We start from the raw sequence: 15,819 nt of genomic DNA on the forward strand, positions 1-15,819 counted from the left end.
TTCGCACATCTGCACATCAAAACCATTTGTACATTTTATTATCTTCGCCATGTACATATGAATTTTCTAAAATACGCCAGTTTATTATTTATAACAGTCTTGGCTTTCACTGCCTGCCAGCAACCCAAACCACCGGCAGTAAAACCACCGCCTTCTTTTAAAAAAGTTTTTAATATTGATTATACCGAGGTGCGCCGCTACTTTAGCACAGGTTATAGTTTTAACGAGAAAGGTTACGAGCTTGACCCCAACTGGCGCTTCTCTATCCCTTCGGATGATTCAGTACACATCTACAACCCTAAACGGAAAATATTTGTAAACGCGCCGCTAATTTGGGACCACGATTCAGTTTTTAACATTGCCTGGGCTTATTTGCGCTTAAAAAAGTTAAGTAAAGACAGTATGATCTTCCAGGTACTGCGGGTGAGCGGCAAAGTGGTAGATAACGAAAACTCGAACGTTTATATGACGCTGTATGCTAATAACTATATTAAAAACGTACTGCACAAGGAGCCTTTAGCCATGCAGGTTTTCACCCGTAAGGATACCTTATTTATAAAACGCAAAGTGACCGAGGCAACGCTCGACCATAAAAAGGCCTTCGCCGCGCGTAATGTGGCACAGCTGATCAGCAGATCGCCATTAGTTACGGTTGAGCGTGTAGTTAACGATGACCGCGCCGATACCGACAACGATGGCCCGCCGATAGATTACCTGTCGCCGGAGTATAACATCACCATCCGTAAAGCTTACGATGATTTTAATTACTATTTCACCATTTATGTGGATGAAAAAGGGCAAATGAGTTTCGGTAAATCAATGGTGCCGCTTGATCCCGAATTTGCCGAATCGTACCCGCGGATAATGAAAGGAATTGTGAATGGCTACATGAAGGCTTATTTAAAAGTTATACCGGGCACCACCCTCGGCATGCCCCACACCAGCGAAGTGATTGTTTCTGTAAAGGGAACAAAAAGCTAATGTTAAGATTAGCAAGTCGAAGTTGGCAAAATCATGGTTTACACATTTTTGCCTAAAAAAATCATAATAACCTAATTATCAAATGGTTAATTAGAAAAATTACTCAGATTTTGTAAACCATGTAAACCATGATTTGGCGTGTCCGTTTTGTTAAGATTAGTATGCAAGCATAGAAATATCAATAAATCCAATAGCTTTGTGTTATCTACCGATCATTTATGCTGTCCGATAAAAATTTTGAGCTTAATGTAACTTCTGAAATAGGCGCGTTGCGTGCTTTGTTAATCCATAGTCCCGATAGTGGTTTGGGCAAAGTTGTGCCCAGCAAAGCGCAGGACTGGCTTTTTGAAGATATTGTGCACCTGGATACCATGCGCAAAAACGAGTATGACCATTACGTTAAGCTACTGATGTATTTCCTTGATCCGGATAAAATACAAGGCCGGTTAGATGAGATCAACTCGCGTACCAGCGAGCGTAACTTCTTTAAACCTGATAACGCCGGCTTCCATGCCTCCACCAAGGTGATCGAACTACAAACCTTGCTATCTGATATTTTAGAAGACGCCAGCATACGCGAAAAGCTGGTGGCCTCGGTTTGCGCCATCGAGGGCTGCACTTACCGCCTGCAGGAAAAACTGGTGGCAACCTCGCCGGTCGAGCTGGCTAAAATATTTATCTCGGGTGCATTAACAGATGATGAGATGATCTTCGCCCCTATCCCTAACCTTATTTTCTCGCGGGATATTGGCATTGTCATCAATAAACATATCCTCATCAATAAACCCGCTAAAAAAGCCCGCTCGCGCGAAACATTACTGGTGCGGTATATCTTCTTTAACCATCCGCTGTTCGCCGCTTATCGCGATAATATTTTAGAGATCCCTGAAACCGTTCAGCACTTTCTTCGCCCCGGCGAAGATACTGACGGAAAAACCACGCTGGAGGGCGGCGACGTAATGGTAGTTAGTCCGGGCCATGTTATTATTGGCTGCAGCGAACGCACCTCGGTAAGCGGCGCTAACGAGGCCATTAAACTGTTGTTTGAAAACAAGGTAGTAAGTAAGGTAACCATTGTAAAAATTCCGCACAAGCGCGATTATATGCACATTGACACTGTGTTCACACAAGTAAAACGCAATGTTTGGGTATTGCTTGGCACTTTAGGCAAAATGGAAATTGATGTGGAAACGGCTGAGCCTATTGCCTGGTTCGGCGATAAAAAATCGAAAGATAAAACCGAGATATTACAGTTTGAAGCCGGCAAGCAATCGCCACGCACGTTTAGCTGTATTGAAGATCTACTGAACGATATCAGTCGGAACGACCTGCATAGTACCGAGCCTACCAAATTCATATATTCGGGCAATGGCGTTTTTCCGTACGATTCGCGCGAGCAATGGACTGATTCGTGCAACTTGCTGGCTGTACGCGAAGGCGTAGTGCTGGGTTACGACCGTAACACCAAAACGGTGGAAGCTTTTAAAAAATCGGGCTTCAAAGTGATCAAAGTAGCCGACCTGTTACAGAAATTTGAACGTGAGGAACTGGATCCGCAGACGATGAAAGATACCCTGGTGCTTATGCCTTCGGCCGAGCTATCCCGTGCACGCGGTGGCTTCCATTGTATGAGCATGCCGATATTGAGAGACGGTATTTGAGGAAAGAATATAGAATCAGGAATCAAGTATTTTTCTTGACTCTTATCTCTTGATTTTCAATCTTTAGCAAAAACATTTTAAAACAACCGTGGTTATTCTTTTCAAACAAACCAATATTACCCCATGAAAAAAATAACAAGCTTATGTGTTGCGATGCTTTGCTTAATTAGCTTAGCCTTCGCCCAATCAAAAACTGTAGTAGCTAAAGATGAGGTGAAAACCAAAAAAACTACTACCATCCCGCAAAAGGTGCACAATGTATTTAGTAAGCACAAAAAATACAACGGCACTAAAACCAAACATGTTGTGAAGACAGCCAAAGTGAAAGCGTAATTATTTATTTTTAATATGAAAGATCCCGAAGGTGGTTTGTGCCATTTCCGGGATTTTTTGTTTAGTATTTTGTAGCTTCGTTTTATCCAATACCATTTTTTTATGAACGCATCGCAACACGCCAAAGCCGAAACGTTAAAAGCCCTGCACCAGCGCCCGGGCATATTTGTAATACCTAACCCCTGGGACGCAGGCTCGGCCAAAATGCTGGAAAGTTTAGGATTTGAAGCCTTGGCTACAACCAGTGCCGGGCTGGCTTATTCTTTAGCTAAACCCGATGGTGAAGGTGTAGTTAGCCGCAATGAAACCCTGGAAAATGCACGCGCCATTTGCGCGGCAACAAACTTACCAGTATCTGCCGATCTGGAAAATGGCTATGGCGATAGTCCGGAAGCTTGCGCAGAAACTATTTTATTAGCTGCACAGGTTGGGTTAGTAGGCGGTTCTATTGAAGACGCAACCGGGCGTGCGGATGATCCTATTTACGATTTTGATCTGTCGGTTGCGCGTGTAAAAGCAGCAGTTAAAGCTGCGCGCAGCCTGCCTTTCCATTTTACCCTGACTGCCCGCGCAGAAAACCTGATCCGCGGCCGGGTGGATCGCCCGACACTATCCGCCGTTTACAAGCCTATGCCGAAGCAGGCGCGGATGCATTGTTTGCCCCAGGCCTGAAAACACGTGAAGAAATTGAGGCTGTAGTGAAAGCCGTAGCGCCTAAGCCTGTAAATGTGGTGGTAGGTTTAGGTAGTTCATCCCTAACAGTAAATGATATGGCAGCGTTGGGTGTTAAACGCATTAGTTTAGGTTCGGCGCTGGCCCGTGCGGCTTATGGCAGTTTTATAAACGCAGCGAAAGAGATAAAGCAGCATGGCACATTTGACTTTACTAAAAATGCCGTACTATATGCCGAGATCAATAAGATGTTTGAGTGATCCGGCCCCCTTGCCCCTGCTGAATTTTTAGCATCTATAAGCAAGTCTGCAACTTGATTCTCAATTATACATGTGCAATCTCAAATAAATTCGGGATGACGGGCTGATTTTTTTAAATTACGCCGCCATGAATAAACTACCTACGCTGGTGTTGCTTATTGTTTGCCTGATCTCGTTCAAAGCTAAAGCGCAACAAGTACCCCCTACCCAGCTTGACGACGTTCGCCAGGAGTGCCGCAAGCTTTTATTATCTGACACAGCTTACGCGACAGAACAAAGCTTCCGTTTAACAGATGATATCCGTTACAATACGGATGCCGCAGGTTATTTTAAGGCCCTAACGCCCGAAGGTAATTGGAAAGATCTTGATTACAGCCGCGCCGATATCCCAAGTTCATGGCCGCCGGTATGGCACTTGTACCGGGTAATGCTGCTGTGCCGCCAATACTATAAGACTAACAACCCGCAATATTTGGAAGGTATTCATCGTGCCCTGGCTTTCTATATCAAAAACGATTTTAAGTGCAATAACTGGTGGCAAAATGAGATCAACGTACCTTATGTCTACAGCAGCATTATGCTGATGCTGGGAAAGGACGCAAATGCCGGTGAGATTGCTTATTTAGATAACATACAGGTTGGCCGCGAGCGCCAGCAAAAGAACCCGACCGGACAAAATAAAATATGGCAAAAAGATATTGAAGCCCGTATAGCACTGTTGCACCGCGACCAGGCCGCCTTTGCCACGGCTATCAACAGCATGCAATCGGTCATCACCCAGTCTACCGCCGAGGGTATACAAGCCGACAACTCATTTCAGCAACATGGCACAATGCTGCAGTTTGGCAACTATGGGCTGCATTTTATCAATAGCTTATTATTTTGGATAAGATTGACGGCAAATACGTCGTTTGCGTTTAGTAGTGATAAACAGCAGATCATTTTCAACTACTGCTCGGATGGTTTGCGGTGGACGGTGTTTAAAGGCGCCATGGATATTACCGCTATTGGGCGCCAAATACGCCCGGGTTTTGCAGAAAAGCGGGGCGCTAACTTGTATGATGATTTTAATTTGATCAAATCGTTCGATAATAATGCCTGCAAGTATTTTCTTGATGGTTTAAACCCCGCATCAAATTGTACACTTGCGGGCAACAAAGGCTTTTGGCGCAGCGATTATATGGTGCAAATGCAATCGGGCCAGTATATGATGAGTGTGAAGATGCACGGGCCGTTTGTAAAAAAGACAGAATCAATCAACGGCGAAAATTTATTAGGTGCCTACCTTAGTGATGGAGTAACACTTATCCAGCGCACTGGTAACGAGTATAAAAACATACAGGCCCTGTGGCGCTGGAATATGCTGTCCGGCACCACAACCGATACTACACTTGTAGTCACCGATGCCAAATTGTTGACCAGCAGTAATCAGTCCGGCTTTGTGGGGCAAATATCAAACGGGATAGTAGGCGCCAGCGCTATGTATTATAACCGAATGGAGGTAAGCGCTTATAAAAGTTATTTTTTTATTAACGATATGATGGTGGCCCTGGGCGCTGGTATCACATCGCCGCAAATAAAAAATGTGGTAACTACTGTTAACCAGCGTTATTACAATTACCGCACCGGCGGTAAACAACTAAAGGGCGAAGGCTGGATGTGGCAGGATGGCGTAGGCTATTTCTTCCCGGATAAAAGTACGGAGTTAAAAAGCATCATCAGTCGCCGCAAAGCAGATTGGGGAATGGTGGATAAACAGTCGGCCGGGAAAATTTCTATTGATTCTACCATTACCTGGTATATCGGCCACAACAATTCAGATAAGTACAGCTACATGATAAAACCCGCGTATGGGGTAGTGGCTACCCGCAAACTTGCTCCGCATTTGCCGGTGAAGATTATATCCAATACCAAAGATATCCAGGCCGTGCAATCGGCAGGGACTATTATCGTGGTATTTTACAAACCCGGGACATTGCATCTAACCGAAACCCAGCGCCTGCAAACCGACCAGCCTTGTATGCTTATATGCAAAGCCGGGCCGGCAGGTTACGAAGTTTGGGCATCAGATCCTACCCGAAAGTTAACAGTAGCTAATATTACGCTTAATAAAAAAAATGTACAAGCGCAGTTCCCCCAAGGGGAAATACTAGGATCAACGATAAAAGTTTTATAAATTTGGCTTGATATGACATCCGAAACATATATAGGGCTTGGGCGAATAACAGCCCTTATATCATTTTTAATCGGTACAACCATCTTATTTTTTTATTTCATCAGTCTATCTGCTGACTTTGCCTTCATTGGATTATTTTTCTTTATGATTGCAGGCCTTGTTAATATTGTTATACTTGTTCTGATACTTATTAACGCCATTGCCAATTCAAATTATCGCAAAAAGCTGCTTATCTCTGCCGGCCTTATGTTGATAAACATTCCCATTGTATTCTTCTATTTCTTTCTTGGCGGCTTAATAGCAAATACACTCCGCATCACTTTTAATAATAGTACCAAAGATATTCTTACCGATATTCGTATTAATGGCTGCAGTGCTAAACATATTGATAAATTAAATGCTGGGGAAAGTCAAACTATTTGGATGAAAATACCTGGTGATTGCGCGGTAAATATTGATTACCTGGAAAAAGGTGACCGCAAAAAAGCCGACGTTGCCACTTATATCACAAATGAAGGCGGGCAGCAGTTAGAATATAACATTGGCGGACAAAATGAGTCTTTTTGATTTATCAGCTTTTATTTTGTAACACTACTACCACATTGTAAAAAAATGTTAAATAAAGCGGCATATTTTACGTTATTGTCTTTATAACGCTATATTCAGCCATCCATTTTTCTGTTAAGTTACCAATGAATTATAAGAAAATTTTACCTGCTTTTATTTTACTGTTTTTTACCTGTCTTTCGGTTTTTGCACAGCGCGATACGTTGAGTTTAAAAACCATTATCGACAGATCGGTAAAGTACGCTAACGATTATCCAATAGAGAAGGTATATGTGCATTTTGATAAACCTTATTACGCTGCAGGAGATACCATTTGGCTAAAAACTTATCTTACAGCTGATATCCACCAGCCATCGCAAATAAGCAAGATTGTTTATATTGATATGTATAACGATCAGGATTCGTTAACGGCATCCATTAAACTGCCTGTGGTAAATGGTGTAGCGCCGGGAATGATCCCGCTGCCTGTACAATCATACAAGCAGGGCAATTACCGCTTGCGCGCCTATACTAACTGGAACCTGAATTTTGATGCCAACTACCTGTTCACCAAAGTAATAACAATTGGCAACCCCATTGATAAAGAAGTGTTGACCAACGTTAACTTTAGCGGTGGTACCAGTCCGCAGCAAGGCGTAACCGTTAAAATATTTTATAAAGATGCCAGCGGCAGGCCTTACGCAGATAAGAAAGTTAAATGGCGTACCGAGGCCAGTCATGATGAGACAGGCAAGGGCAGCGGCACCACAGATGCAAACGGTTATTTAACCATAACGCTGCCACCTACCCCCTCTATCACCCTGGGTGCTTCAACACTATTCACTACTTTAGATATCGGCACAAAAAACGTAACCAATATCTTCCCGTTAAAATCGGCCGCGACGGGTAAGGATGTACAGTTTTTTCCGGAAGGTGGACAGCTTATAGCCGGTATACCGGTTAAAGTAGCCATTAAAGCTATTAAAGCCGATGGTTTAGGTATTGAAGTAAAAGGCACCATTGTTGATAATCAGGGTCAAAGCGTTGCTACATTTGCATCGCAGCACCTAGGTATGGGCGCGTTTGCTTTTCAGCCAGAGGCGGGTAAAAGTTACAAAGCTAATGTCTCTTTTGCCGATGGCTCGCAGGGAAGCTATGATTTGCCACGCGTGCAAGCCAGCGGGATAACCCTGTTAGCTATAAATAACGATCCCGACAACCTGGCGGTGCGTATTACATGTAATGAAGTTTATCTTAATGCTAACCAGAATAAGAATTTTTACATTATAGGGTCGCAGGGCGGTTTTATTAAGTATGCCGCACAGCAACAGATAAACAAGCAGGTCTTTTCCGCCCCTATCCCAAAAACCAAATTTCAATCAGGTACTTTACAATTAACCTTGTTTGGGCCAAATGGCTACCCTGTGGCCGAACGCCTGGTATTCATTCAGCGTAACGATCTGCTAAACCTTGCCATAAATACCGACAAGCCGTTATACCTGCATAGGCAGCCCGTAAAAATGACGATAAGCGCTAAAAATGGGGCACTGCCGGCTGAAGCTAATTTATCGGTATCGGTAATAGATGAAAAGAAAGTACCCGTTGATGAGGATGCCGAAACCACGATTTTAACCAGTTTACTGCTTACATCCGACTTAAGGGGCTATGTAGAAAAACCAAATTATTACTTTAAAAAACCCGATGAAAAAACCGCTGCCGACCTGGACGTATTAATGATGACCCAAGGCTATCGCCGCTTTGTCTTCAGGGATGTATTAATGGGGAAAACGCCTAAAATAACCTTACTGCCCGAACAAGGTATCACTATATCGGGCACGCTGCGTAACCGTACAGGGTTACCCATTTTTAAAGGAAATGTACGCTTGCTGATACCTGATAAAAACTTTTCGGCGCAAACTGTCACCAATTCTGAGGGGCAATTTAAGTTTGAGAACGTAATGGTTAACGATTCGACCAAGGTGACTATTAATGCCCGTGATAACGTAAATTATAACAGCGTAATGCTACAAATAGACGGTGTAACCTACCCGTCGCCAACACGTATTATTAACCTGCCCGATGAACGTTTGAATATTGACAGTGCCATGCGCCCTTACCTTGAAAACAGTAAACGTGTTTATAATAATACACACCAACTGAAGGAAGTGGTAATTAAAGCAGCAGCAGCCCCACGAAGGCTTGGCCATCTTGATCAGTCGGCCCTAATTGGCTTAAGCCCCGAGCCAGACCATTTAATTGACGGCGAACGTTTTAAAGGCTGCACCTTTTTTGTAAGCTGCCTTCAAAGTATGGCTTTAGGCCTAACCTACATTGACAATATCTTTTATGTGACCAGGGATTATAACGCAGGTATTAGAAAACCGATGGAAGTATATATGGATGGTTTACAGGTAGATATGAATTACCTGCAAAGCGTTGTAGCCAGCGATGTGGAATCGGTAGAAATATTTTTTAAAGATGGCATGAGCGGTATAAACCAGCGTGACGGTACGGATGGTGTACTGGTTATCAATAAGAAAAAAGCGCCAAAAGGCATCCCAATGAAACTGGCCGATCTTCAAAAGTTACTTCCGCCGCCGTATCTGGTTGAATTTACACCGCATGGCTATACACCTGTAAAAGAGTTTTATTCGCCAAAATACAATCCTGCGCGCACAATCAATACCGGGGTAGATTTACGCAGCACCATATACTGGAACCCTAAAGTATTAACTGATAAAACAACCGGCAGCACGCTGTTACAATTCAATAACGCTGATGGTACCGGTAGCTACCGGGCGGTAGTTGAAGGTATAGATAAAGATGGTAATATTGGCCGCTTTATTTACCGATATAGAGTGCAATAGCATAAACTATTTATAAACTGCGAAGAGACGCCATAACCGGTGTCTCTTTTTTTGTATCATCTAACAAGGTCTCAATTTATGACATAAAATATACCAATTGGTATTTTACTATATATACATTTGTTGCGAATTTCACAACAGCCGACTCGCCGGCTATATTTATTTTTATTATTATACCAATTGGTATTTTTACTAATCAACATGAGCCCAATTCAAAGAAAATTATTAATGGTAACCGTTATAGGGGCGGCCATTATGGAACTGATAGACATTTCTATTGTTAATGTTGCTTTGTCCCACATGAGCGGCAACCTGGGCGCAACCATAGAGGATACCAGTTGGGTTATTACATCATATGCTATAGCCAATGTCATCATTATCCCTATCACCAGTTTCCTTACGGCTAATTTGGGCAGGCGTAACTATTATATCGGATCTATAGTTTTATTTACGTTTTGTTCGTTCATGTGTGGTAATGCCGAAAACATTTGGGTGCTGGTATTCTTCCGCTTTTTACAGGGTATTGGCGGTGGGGCGCTGTTATCGGTGTCGCAGGCTGTTATGTTTGAGTTATTCCCTAAAGAAAAACAGGGCATGGCTGCCGCGTTATTTGGGATAGGTGTATTCATCGGGCCAACCATTGGGCCTACCCTGGGTGGTTTTATTACCGAAAACTATTCGTGGCCCTGGATATTTTATATCAATATCCCCTTAGGTGCGGTCACTGCTATATTATGCTATTTTTTACTCACCGAACCTGCGATAAAACCAAAAGTTGCAGCGGTGGACTGGACAGGCATTGCGTTGTTAAGCATTGGTGTGGGCACGTTGCAAACCGTATTAGAACGTGGCCAAACCGAGGATTGGTTTGCCACAGGCTATATTACTTTGTTTACGGTTATTGCCATTATATCCTTAACAGCATTTATATTTTGGGAATTGCATATACCCAACCCGGTTGTAAACCTGCGCGTACTGAAAAGTAAAACGTTAAGCATATCCGCTATTTTAACTTTTGTAACTGGCTTGGGGATGTTCACCTCTATTTTTCTTACCCCGGTTATTGCGCAGCGTTTATTAGGTTTTACCCCTACCGAAAGCGGTTTGCTGTTATTGCCCGGTGCCATTCTGGCTTTGTTTGCGCTGATGTTTTCAGGGAAGCTTTTGCAAAAAGGGGTGTCGCCAATATATATTATCGCTTTTGGCTTCTTTATGTTTATGTATTTTAACTGGTGTATGAGCCGCATTAACCCCGATGTTTCGGCAGCGACCATCAGCCTTAATCTTGTTTTCAGGGCAATAGGAATGGCTTGCTTAACGGTACCATTAACATCACTGGCCGTATCATCGCTTGAACCTAAAGACATCCCGCAGGGAGCAGCTTTAAATAATATGATGCGGCAACTGGGCGGGTCGTTTGGCATATCGCTGGTAAATACTTATACCGCCCGGCGTTTTGCCCTGCACCGGGTAGACCTGATCACTAACATAACAGCAACAAACCCGCAAACCCTCAGCAGATTACAAGGTTATACCGGCTACTTTCAAACTAAAGGGGCCGGTTTAATTGAGGCTAAACAAAAAGCCATGGCGTTAATAGATATGTCGGTGGTTAAGCAATCGGCCTTATTAAGCTATCTTGATGCATTTTTGCTTATCGGGTTGCTTTTTGCATTTACATTGCCCCTATTGTTATTTGTTATTCGCCGTACTAAAGGCCCGGTAGTTGTCGTGTCCGATCATTAATTTTTTAAAACGTCAATACCTATTGGTATATTTACATATCATGGATAAATCATTATCAAAAGCCGAACGTACCCGGCGTTTTATTATTGAAACAACGGCCCCTATATTCAATACCAAAGGATACGAGGGTACTTCTATGTCGGATATTACGGAGGCGACCGGCTTAACCAAAGGCAGTATTTATGGAAACTTTGAGAATAAAGAGGCAGTAGCGTTGGCCGCCTTTGATCATAACTATGCCATCATCAAAAAAACAATTACCGATAAAATTGCCCAGTCACAAACTTATCATGATAAACTGATGGTTTATGCCACTGTGTACCACAGTTTTACCCGTCGGTCGGGTTTTGTAAAGGGTGGTTGCCCCATATTAAACACAGCCGTTGAAGCCGATGATACTAACCCCCTGTTGTGCGCAAAGGCGGCCAGCGCCATACAAAGCTGGCGCAATGCCATTATGAATTTAATAAAAGCGGGGGTAGCATCGGGCGAGTTTAAACAGGGTTTAGACCACGAGCAGATTGCTTTATCTATTATAGCACTTATTGAAGGCGGGGTAATGATATCTAAAGTTACGAATACACCAGCCAATTTAGATATTGTGTTAAAAACGGTAGCTGCGCTGATAGGTCAGTTAAAAAAATAGAGCCCCCCTCACAAGTTTGGAAAAATACCGGCATTTGTGGGGGCGTTTTTCTATATTAAATAGGGTTAACCATTCCTGAAAAATCCCTACATTTCCGCCGCTTAATTTATCATGATCAAAAAAGAGAATTATACAATTGCAGGCGCCGGCGGCCGTTTAATGCTGGCAGACCTTACTTATGACGATACCAGGTCGCGCGGGCCAATGATCATCTTCTCGCATGGGTTTAACGGTTTTAAAGATTGGGGCGCATACAACCTGATGGCCGATTATTTTGCCAGGCAAGGTTTCCGTTTCCTGAAATTCAATTACTCGCACAACGGCACCACGCCCGCTCAGCCGGTTAATTATGCCGACCTGATAGCCTATAGTGAAAACACCTTTAGTATAGAACTGGATGATCTGGGCCGTATAATAGATTTTGCCTGTAACGGCACCGCAATTCCCCGTGCGCAAAGTGTTACGCTGATGGGACATAGTATGGGTGGCGGTATTAGCATTATAAAAGCCGCCGAAGATAAACGCGTAAGTAATTTGGTCACCATGGCAGCCATAGCAGGCTTCCGGAATTTATGGTTGGAAGAGGACGAAGCGCAATGGCGTTTGCAAGGCGTTCAGTATTTTTTAAATGGGCGTACGGGTATGGAAATGCCCGTAAAATCGGGTTTACTGGATGACCTGGACCGCAACCCTGTACGATTAAATATAGCCGCCAAGGCCGCCGAAATAACCGTACCCTGGTTATTAGTTCACGGCGATATGGATACTATTATACCACTAAACCATGCCCACCAGTTGAAAGCCGCGCAGCCTGCTGCTGAATTATTAGTGATCCAAAAGGCCGATCATGTCCTTAATACCGCTCACCCCTATCCATACAACACTTTAACCGTGGAAATGCAGGAGTTTTGCGACGCGACGGTTAAGTTTTTGCGTAACTAATTTGTGAAAGTAATATAAAGTATATAACCATATTTCGTTATTTGCGTTTACTTTCTAAAAATGTATATAGCTCATACCTGCAGATAGAATGACATTAAAAGGATCGATAAAGAAAGAAGGCAAATATTTAAACCCGATACCAACTACTGATGCGGGTTTTGCAAAACTAATACCAATACTGGTGGAATACGCCACCAATAAAGCCGAGAACACCCCTAAAATACCTTTAGGCCCGTTTAAAACAGATATATCGGTATACAACGCTGCTCCACTTAACGGTTTGCGCATTACCTGGTTTGGCCATTCCAGTTTACTGATTGAAATTGACGGTAAGCGTATATTGACCGATCCTGTTTGGAGTGACAGGGTATCGTTTTCGCAAAGCTTTGGGCCCAAACGCTTTTTTGCCCCGACGTTGCCACTGAAGGAATTACCACCGCTCGACGCCATTATTATATCGCACGATCATTATGACCACCTGGACAAGGGTACTATAAAGTTCTTTGCCGGCACTACTATTCCGTTTTATTGCTCGCTTGGGGTTGGCCAATACCTGGAAAAGTTTGGTATCATAAAAAACTATATCCATGAAATGGACTGGGGCGATAGCGTGATGATAGGCCACGATTGTGTGCTTACGGCCACACCTGCCCGCCATTTTTCAGGTCGTGGCATTATTAACCGTAACGAAACGCTATGGTCATCGTGGGTAATAAAGGGGCACACGCATAATATTTTCTTCGGGGCGGATTCGGGTTGGTTTAGCGGGTTTAATGATATAGGCGATGCCTTTGGCCCGTTTGATTTGACCATGTTAGAGATAGGCGCCTACGGCCAGCATTGGGCCGATATACACATGGGACCGGATAATGCCAGTAACGCGCATTTAGCATTGAAAGGCAAAGTAATGATGCCGATACACTGGGGCACGTTTAACCTGGCCCCGCATGCCTGGTACGAGCCTGTAGAATTGCTGCTGCAATATGCCAGGGAGAAAAAAATAGAGTTATTTCTGCCATCGCCGGGAACACCGACTGATGTGGACGGCGCATTCAATTCAGAATGGTGGAAGCAATTTTTGAGTTGATATAGATAACACACTTTTTGGCGAGCAGATACAAGGCATTCAACGCGGTATAAGTTAACATCCTACACGCCAGAGCCCCTGGACTCAGGATGTTACCCTACTTTTCTCACAGCTTGTACAGCGCCATATCACCCAGTGATTGATCACCAATACCCAATGGTTACAAAACATCCTTTAAGTGTTTATAATTTGATTTAACTGTATCCAGCACCTCTTCCATTTTACCGTTCAGCATAAGCTTGGTCATGGATAGCGCCATCCCCTTTACCTGTGCAAATTCAACCTTTGGAGGCATAGCCAGCGCGTTCGGGTCGGTCATAATATTTAATAATGCCGGGCCATTGTGGTCAAACGCTTCTTTAATTGCTTGCTTTACTTCATTCGGTTCCCTAACGGTTATCCCTTTAATACCCATTGCTATTGCGATAGCTGCAAAATCCGGGTCCACCATATCGGTTTGCCAGTCAGGTATCCCCGCAACTTCCATTTCCAGTTTCACCATACCTAACGAGCGGTTATTGAATATGACGATCTTCACGGGTAATTTATATTGTGCGATAGTAGCCAGATCGCCCAACAGCATGGATATGCCGCCATCCCCGCAAAGCGCAATAACCTGCCGGTCGGGGCAAGCTAACGCAGCGCCCATCGCCTGCGGCATAGCATTAGCCATGGAGCCATGATTAAAAGAACCCAGCATTTCACGCTTGCCGGTAGCATTAATATAGCGTGCGCCCCATACGCATGACATGCCGGTATCTACGGTAAAAATGGCATCGTGGGTAGCCAACTCATCTATCGCGGCAGCAACAAATTCGGGATGGATGAGATTAGTTTCACCGTTATCATCCACATAGGTTTGCATATTTTCTTTAACCCCTGCATAAAATTCCAGTTCCTCATGCAGGAAGCTGTCGTCTGTTTTTTGTTTGACAAAGGGTAAAAGCGCTTCCAGCGTGTCTTTTACCGTGCCCTGTAAACCCATAGTTACTTTAGCGCGGCGCCCAATATTCGCAGGGTTAGTATCTAACTGCACTATTTCGCATTCGGTTGGCATAAATGGCGTGTATGGAAAATCGGTACCCAGTAAAAGCAGCAAATCGCAATTGTGCATACTATGAAATGCGGATGGCAGGCCAAGCAAACCAGTCATGCCTACCTCGTTAGGGTTATCATACTGGATACTCATTTTACCCCGGAAGGAATAGCCTACCGGTGCATGTACCTTTTGTGATAATGCCACCACCTCATCATGCGCGTCCTTAGCGCCAATACCGGCAAAAATGGTGACTTTATTGTGTTTATTAATCAGGCTGGCTAATTGCTTCAAATCGGCATCAGTAGGCAACATCCTGGCCGTTGGGTTAAACACCTGCATAGCGGTGCTAATTTCTTCGGCATCCATACTTGTTACGTCGCCGGGAAGTCCTACCACTGCTACCCCTTTTTTGTGCAAAGCGGCTTGTATGGCTGTTTGTACCATTCGCGGTAACTGTTTGGGCGTTGTGGCAATTTGATTATAATGGCTGCAATCGGCAAAGAGTTTAATAGTGTTGGTTTCCTGGAAATATTCGGTACCAAATTCAAACGATGCACAGGTGGAGGCAATGGCCAGTACCGGCGCACCCGAGCGGTGGGCATCGTACAAACCATTTATTAAATGCACATGCCCCGGTCCGCTGCTGCCAGCGCAACAGGCCAAACCCGATAACTGTGCCTCGGCGCCCGCGGCGTAGGCCCCCGCTTCCTCGTGGCGTACGTGTATCCATTGTATGCTGCCTTCGCGGCGCACCGCATCGTTCACCTCATTTAAACTATCGCCGGTAACGGCATATATCCTTTTTATACCGGCATTCACCAGCATTTCTACTAATTGGTCGGCCACTGTTTTTGCCATGGTAA

General features: G+C 44.0%; 13 protein-coding genes. 12 read left to right on the forward strand and 1 reads right to left on the reverse strand.

Annotation, left to right across the window (positions count from 1 at the left end):
* Positions 1 to 57: 57 nt before the first annotated feature.
* The 12 genes from IRJ18_RS09940 to IRJ18_RS09990 all read left to right on the forward strand — a co-directional run bounded on the left by IRJ18_RS09940 (position 58) and on the right by IRJ18_RS09990 (position 13,917).
* Positions 58 to 981, forward strand: coding sequence for a hypothetical protein (locus tag IRJ18_RS09940; RefSeq protein WP_194106023.1), 924 nt, complete (start codon positions 58 to 60; stop codon positions 979 to 981).
* Between the two features lie 218 nt (positions 982 to 1,199).
* On the forward strand, positions 1,200 to 2,642 hold the full coding sequence (locus tag IRJ18_RS09945; protein WP_194106024.1) for an arginine deiminase family protein: 1,443 nt from the start codon (positions 1,200 to 1,202) through the stop codon (positions 2,640 to 2,642).
* Positions 2,643 to 2,765: 123 nt separating this feature from the next.
* Positions 2,766 to 2,975, forward strand: coding sequence for a hypothetical protein (locus tag IRJ18_RS09950; RefSeq protein WP_194106025.1), 210 nt, complete (start codon positions 2,766 to 2,768; stop codon positions 2,973 to 2,975).
* 102 nt (positions 2,976 to 3,077) lie between these two features.
* Entirely contained in the window at positions 3,078 to 3,647 is a 570-nt protein-coding gene (locus tag IRJ18_RS09955; RefSeq protein WP_262893267.1) for an isocitrate lyase/PEP mutase family protein, read from the forward strand.
* Complete coding sequence (locus IRJ18_RS21140; protein ID WP_262893268.1) at positions 3,629 to 3,907, forward strand: isocitrate lyase/phosphoenolpyruvate mutase family protein; 279 nt, start codon at positions 3,629 to 3,631, stop codon at positions 3,905 to 3,907. Before IRJ18_RS09955 ends, IRJ18_RS21140 begins: the two co-directional genes overlap by 19 nt.
* A gap of 127 nt (positions 3,908 to 4,034) precedes the next feature.
* Complete coding sequence (locus IRJ18_RS09960) at positions 4,035 to 6,083, forward strand: polysaccharide lyase family 8 super-sandwich domain-containing protein (RefSeq protein ID WP_194106026.1); 2,049 nt, start codon at positions 4,035 to 4,037, stop codon at positions 6,081 to 6,083.
* A gap of 12 nt (positions 6,084 to 6,095) precedes the next feature.
* Positions 6,096 to 6,650 (forward strand): hypothetical protein, encoded by a 555-nt coding sequence (locus tag IRJ18_RS09965; protein WP_194106027.1) that lies wholly within the window; start codon positions 6,096 to 6,098, stop codon positions 6,648 to 6,650.
* Between the two features lie 125 nt (positions 6,651 to 6,775).
* Positions 6,776 to 9,496, forward strand: a complete 2,721-nt coding sequence (locus IRJ18_RS09970) for a carboxypeptidase regulatory-like domain-containing protein (protein ID WP_194106028.1) — start codon at positions 6,776 to 6,778, stop codon at positions 9,494 to 9,496.
* Between the two features lie 201 nt (positions 9,497 to 9,697).
* On the forward strand, positions 9,698 to 11,242 hold the full coding sequence (locus IRJ18_RS09975; protein WP_194106029.1) for a DHA2 family efflux MFS transporter permease subunit: 1,545 nt from the start codon (positions 9,698 to 9,700) through the stop codon (positions 11,240 to 11,242).
* Between the two features lie 40 nt (positions 11,243 to 11,282).
* Positions 11,283 to 11,888, forward strand: coding sequence for a TetR/AcrR family transcriptional regulator (locus tag IRJ18_RS09980; RefSeq protein ID WP_194106030.1), 606 nt, complete (start codon positions 11,283 to 11,285; stop codon positions 11,886 to 11,888).
* Between the two features lie 111 nt (positions 11,889 to 11,999).
* Positions 12,000 to 12,830, forward strand: a complete 831-nt coding sequence (locus IRJ18_RS09985) for an alpha/beta hydrolase (protein ID WP_194106031.1) — start codon at positions 12,000 to 12,002, stop codon at positions 12,828 to 12,830.
* A gap of 88 nt (positions 12,831 to 12,918) precedes the next feature.
* Positions 12,919 to 13,917 carry an MBL fold metallo-hydrolase gene (locus IRJ18_RS09990; protein WP_194106032.1) on the forward strand — a complete coding sequence of 333 codons (999 nt, stop codon included), beginning with the start codon at positions 12,919 to 12,921 and terminating at the stop codon, positions 13,915 to 13,917.
* A 160-nt stretch (positions 13,918 to 14,077) separates the two neighbouring features.
* On the opposite strand, the gene IRJ18_RS09995 is transcribed toward IRJ18_RS09990, so the two are convergent.
* Complete coding sequence (locus tag IRJ18_RS09995) at positions 14,078 to 15,814, reverse strand: thiamine pyrophosphate-dependent enzyme (protein ID WP_194106033.1); 1,737 nt, start codon at positions 15,812 to 15,814, stop codon at positions 14,078 to 14,080.
* Positions 15,815 to 15,819 lie beyond the last annotated feature (5 nt).

It is taken from the genome of Mucilaginibacter boryungensis, assembly GCF_015221995.1.
GTDB lineage: Bacteria > Bacteroidota > Bacteroidia > Sphingobacteriales > Sphingobacteriaceae > Mucilaginibacter > Mucilaginibacter boryungensis.

What these genes read in the sequence shown, in the direction of transcription:
- IRJ18_RS09955 (WP_262893267.1), top strand. Translation starts at nt 3,078, where the DNA reads ATGAACGCATCGCAACACGCCAAAGCCGAAACGTTAAAAGCCCTGCAC.
- IRJ18_RS09975 (WP_194106029.1), top strand. Translation starts at nt 9,698, where the DNA reads ATGAGCCCAATTCAAAGAAAATTATTAATGGTAACCGTTATAGGGGCG.
- IRJ18_RS09960 (WP_194106026.1), top strand. Translation starts at nt 4,035, where the DNA reads ATGAATAAACTACCTACGCTGGTGTTGCTTATTGTTTGCCTGATCTCG.
- IRJ18_RS09985 (WP_194106031.1), top strand. Translation starts at nt 12,000, where the DNA reads ATGATCAAAAAAGAGAATTATACAATTGCAGGCGCCGGCGGCCGTTTA.
- IRJ18_RS09945 (WP_194106024.1), top strand. Translation starts at nt 1,200, where the DNA reads ATGCTGTCCGATAAAAATTTTGAGCTTAATGTAACTTCTGAAATAGGC.
- IRJ18_RS09995 (WP_194106033.1), bottom strand. Translation starts at nt 15,814, where the DNA reads ATGGCAAAAACAGTGGCCGACCAATTAGTAGAAATGCTGGTGAATGCC.
- IRJ18_RS09940 (WP_194106023.1), top strand. Translation starts at nt 58, where the DNA reads ATGAATTTTCTAAAATACGCCAGTTTATTATTTATAACAGTCTTGGCT.
- IRJ18_RS09970 (WP_194106028.1), top strand. Translation starts at nt 6,776, where the DNA reads ATGAATTATAAGAAAATTTTACCTGCTTTTATTTTACTGTTTTTTACC.
- IRJ18_RS09965 (WP_194106027.1), top strand. Translation starts at nt 6,096, where the DNA reads ATGACATCCGAAACATATATAGGGCTTGGGCGAATAACAGCCCTTATA.
- IRJ18_RS09980 (WP_194106030.1), top strand. Translation starts at nt 11,283, where the DNA reads ATGGATAAATCATTATCAAAAGCCGAACGTACCCGGCGTTTTATTATT.
- IRJ18_RS09990 (WP_194106032.1), top strand. Translation starts at nt 12,919, where the DNA reads ATGACATTAAAAGGATCGATAAAGAAAGAAGGCAAATATTTAAACCCG.
- IRJ18_RS09950 (WP_194106025.1), top strand. Translation starts at nt 2,766, where the DNA reads ATGAAAAAAATAACAAGCTTATGTGTTGCGATGCTTTGCTTAATTAGC.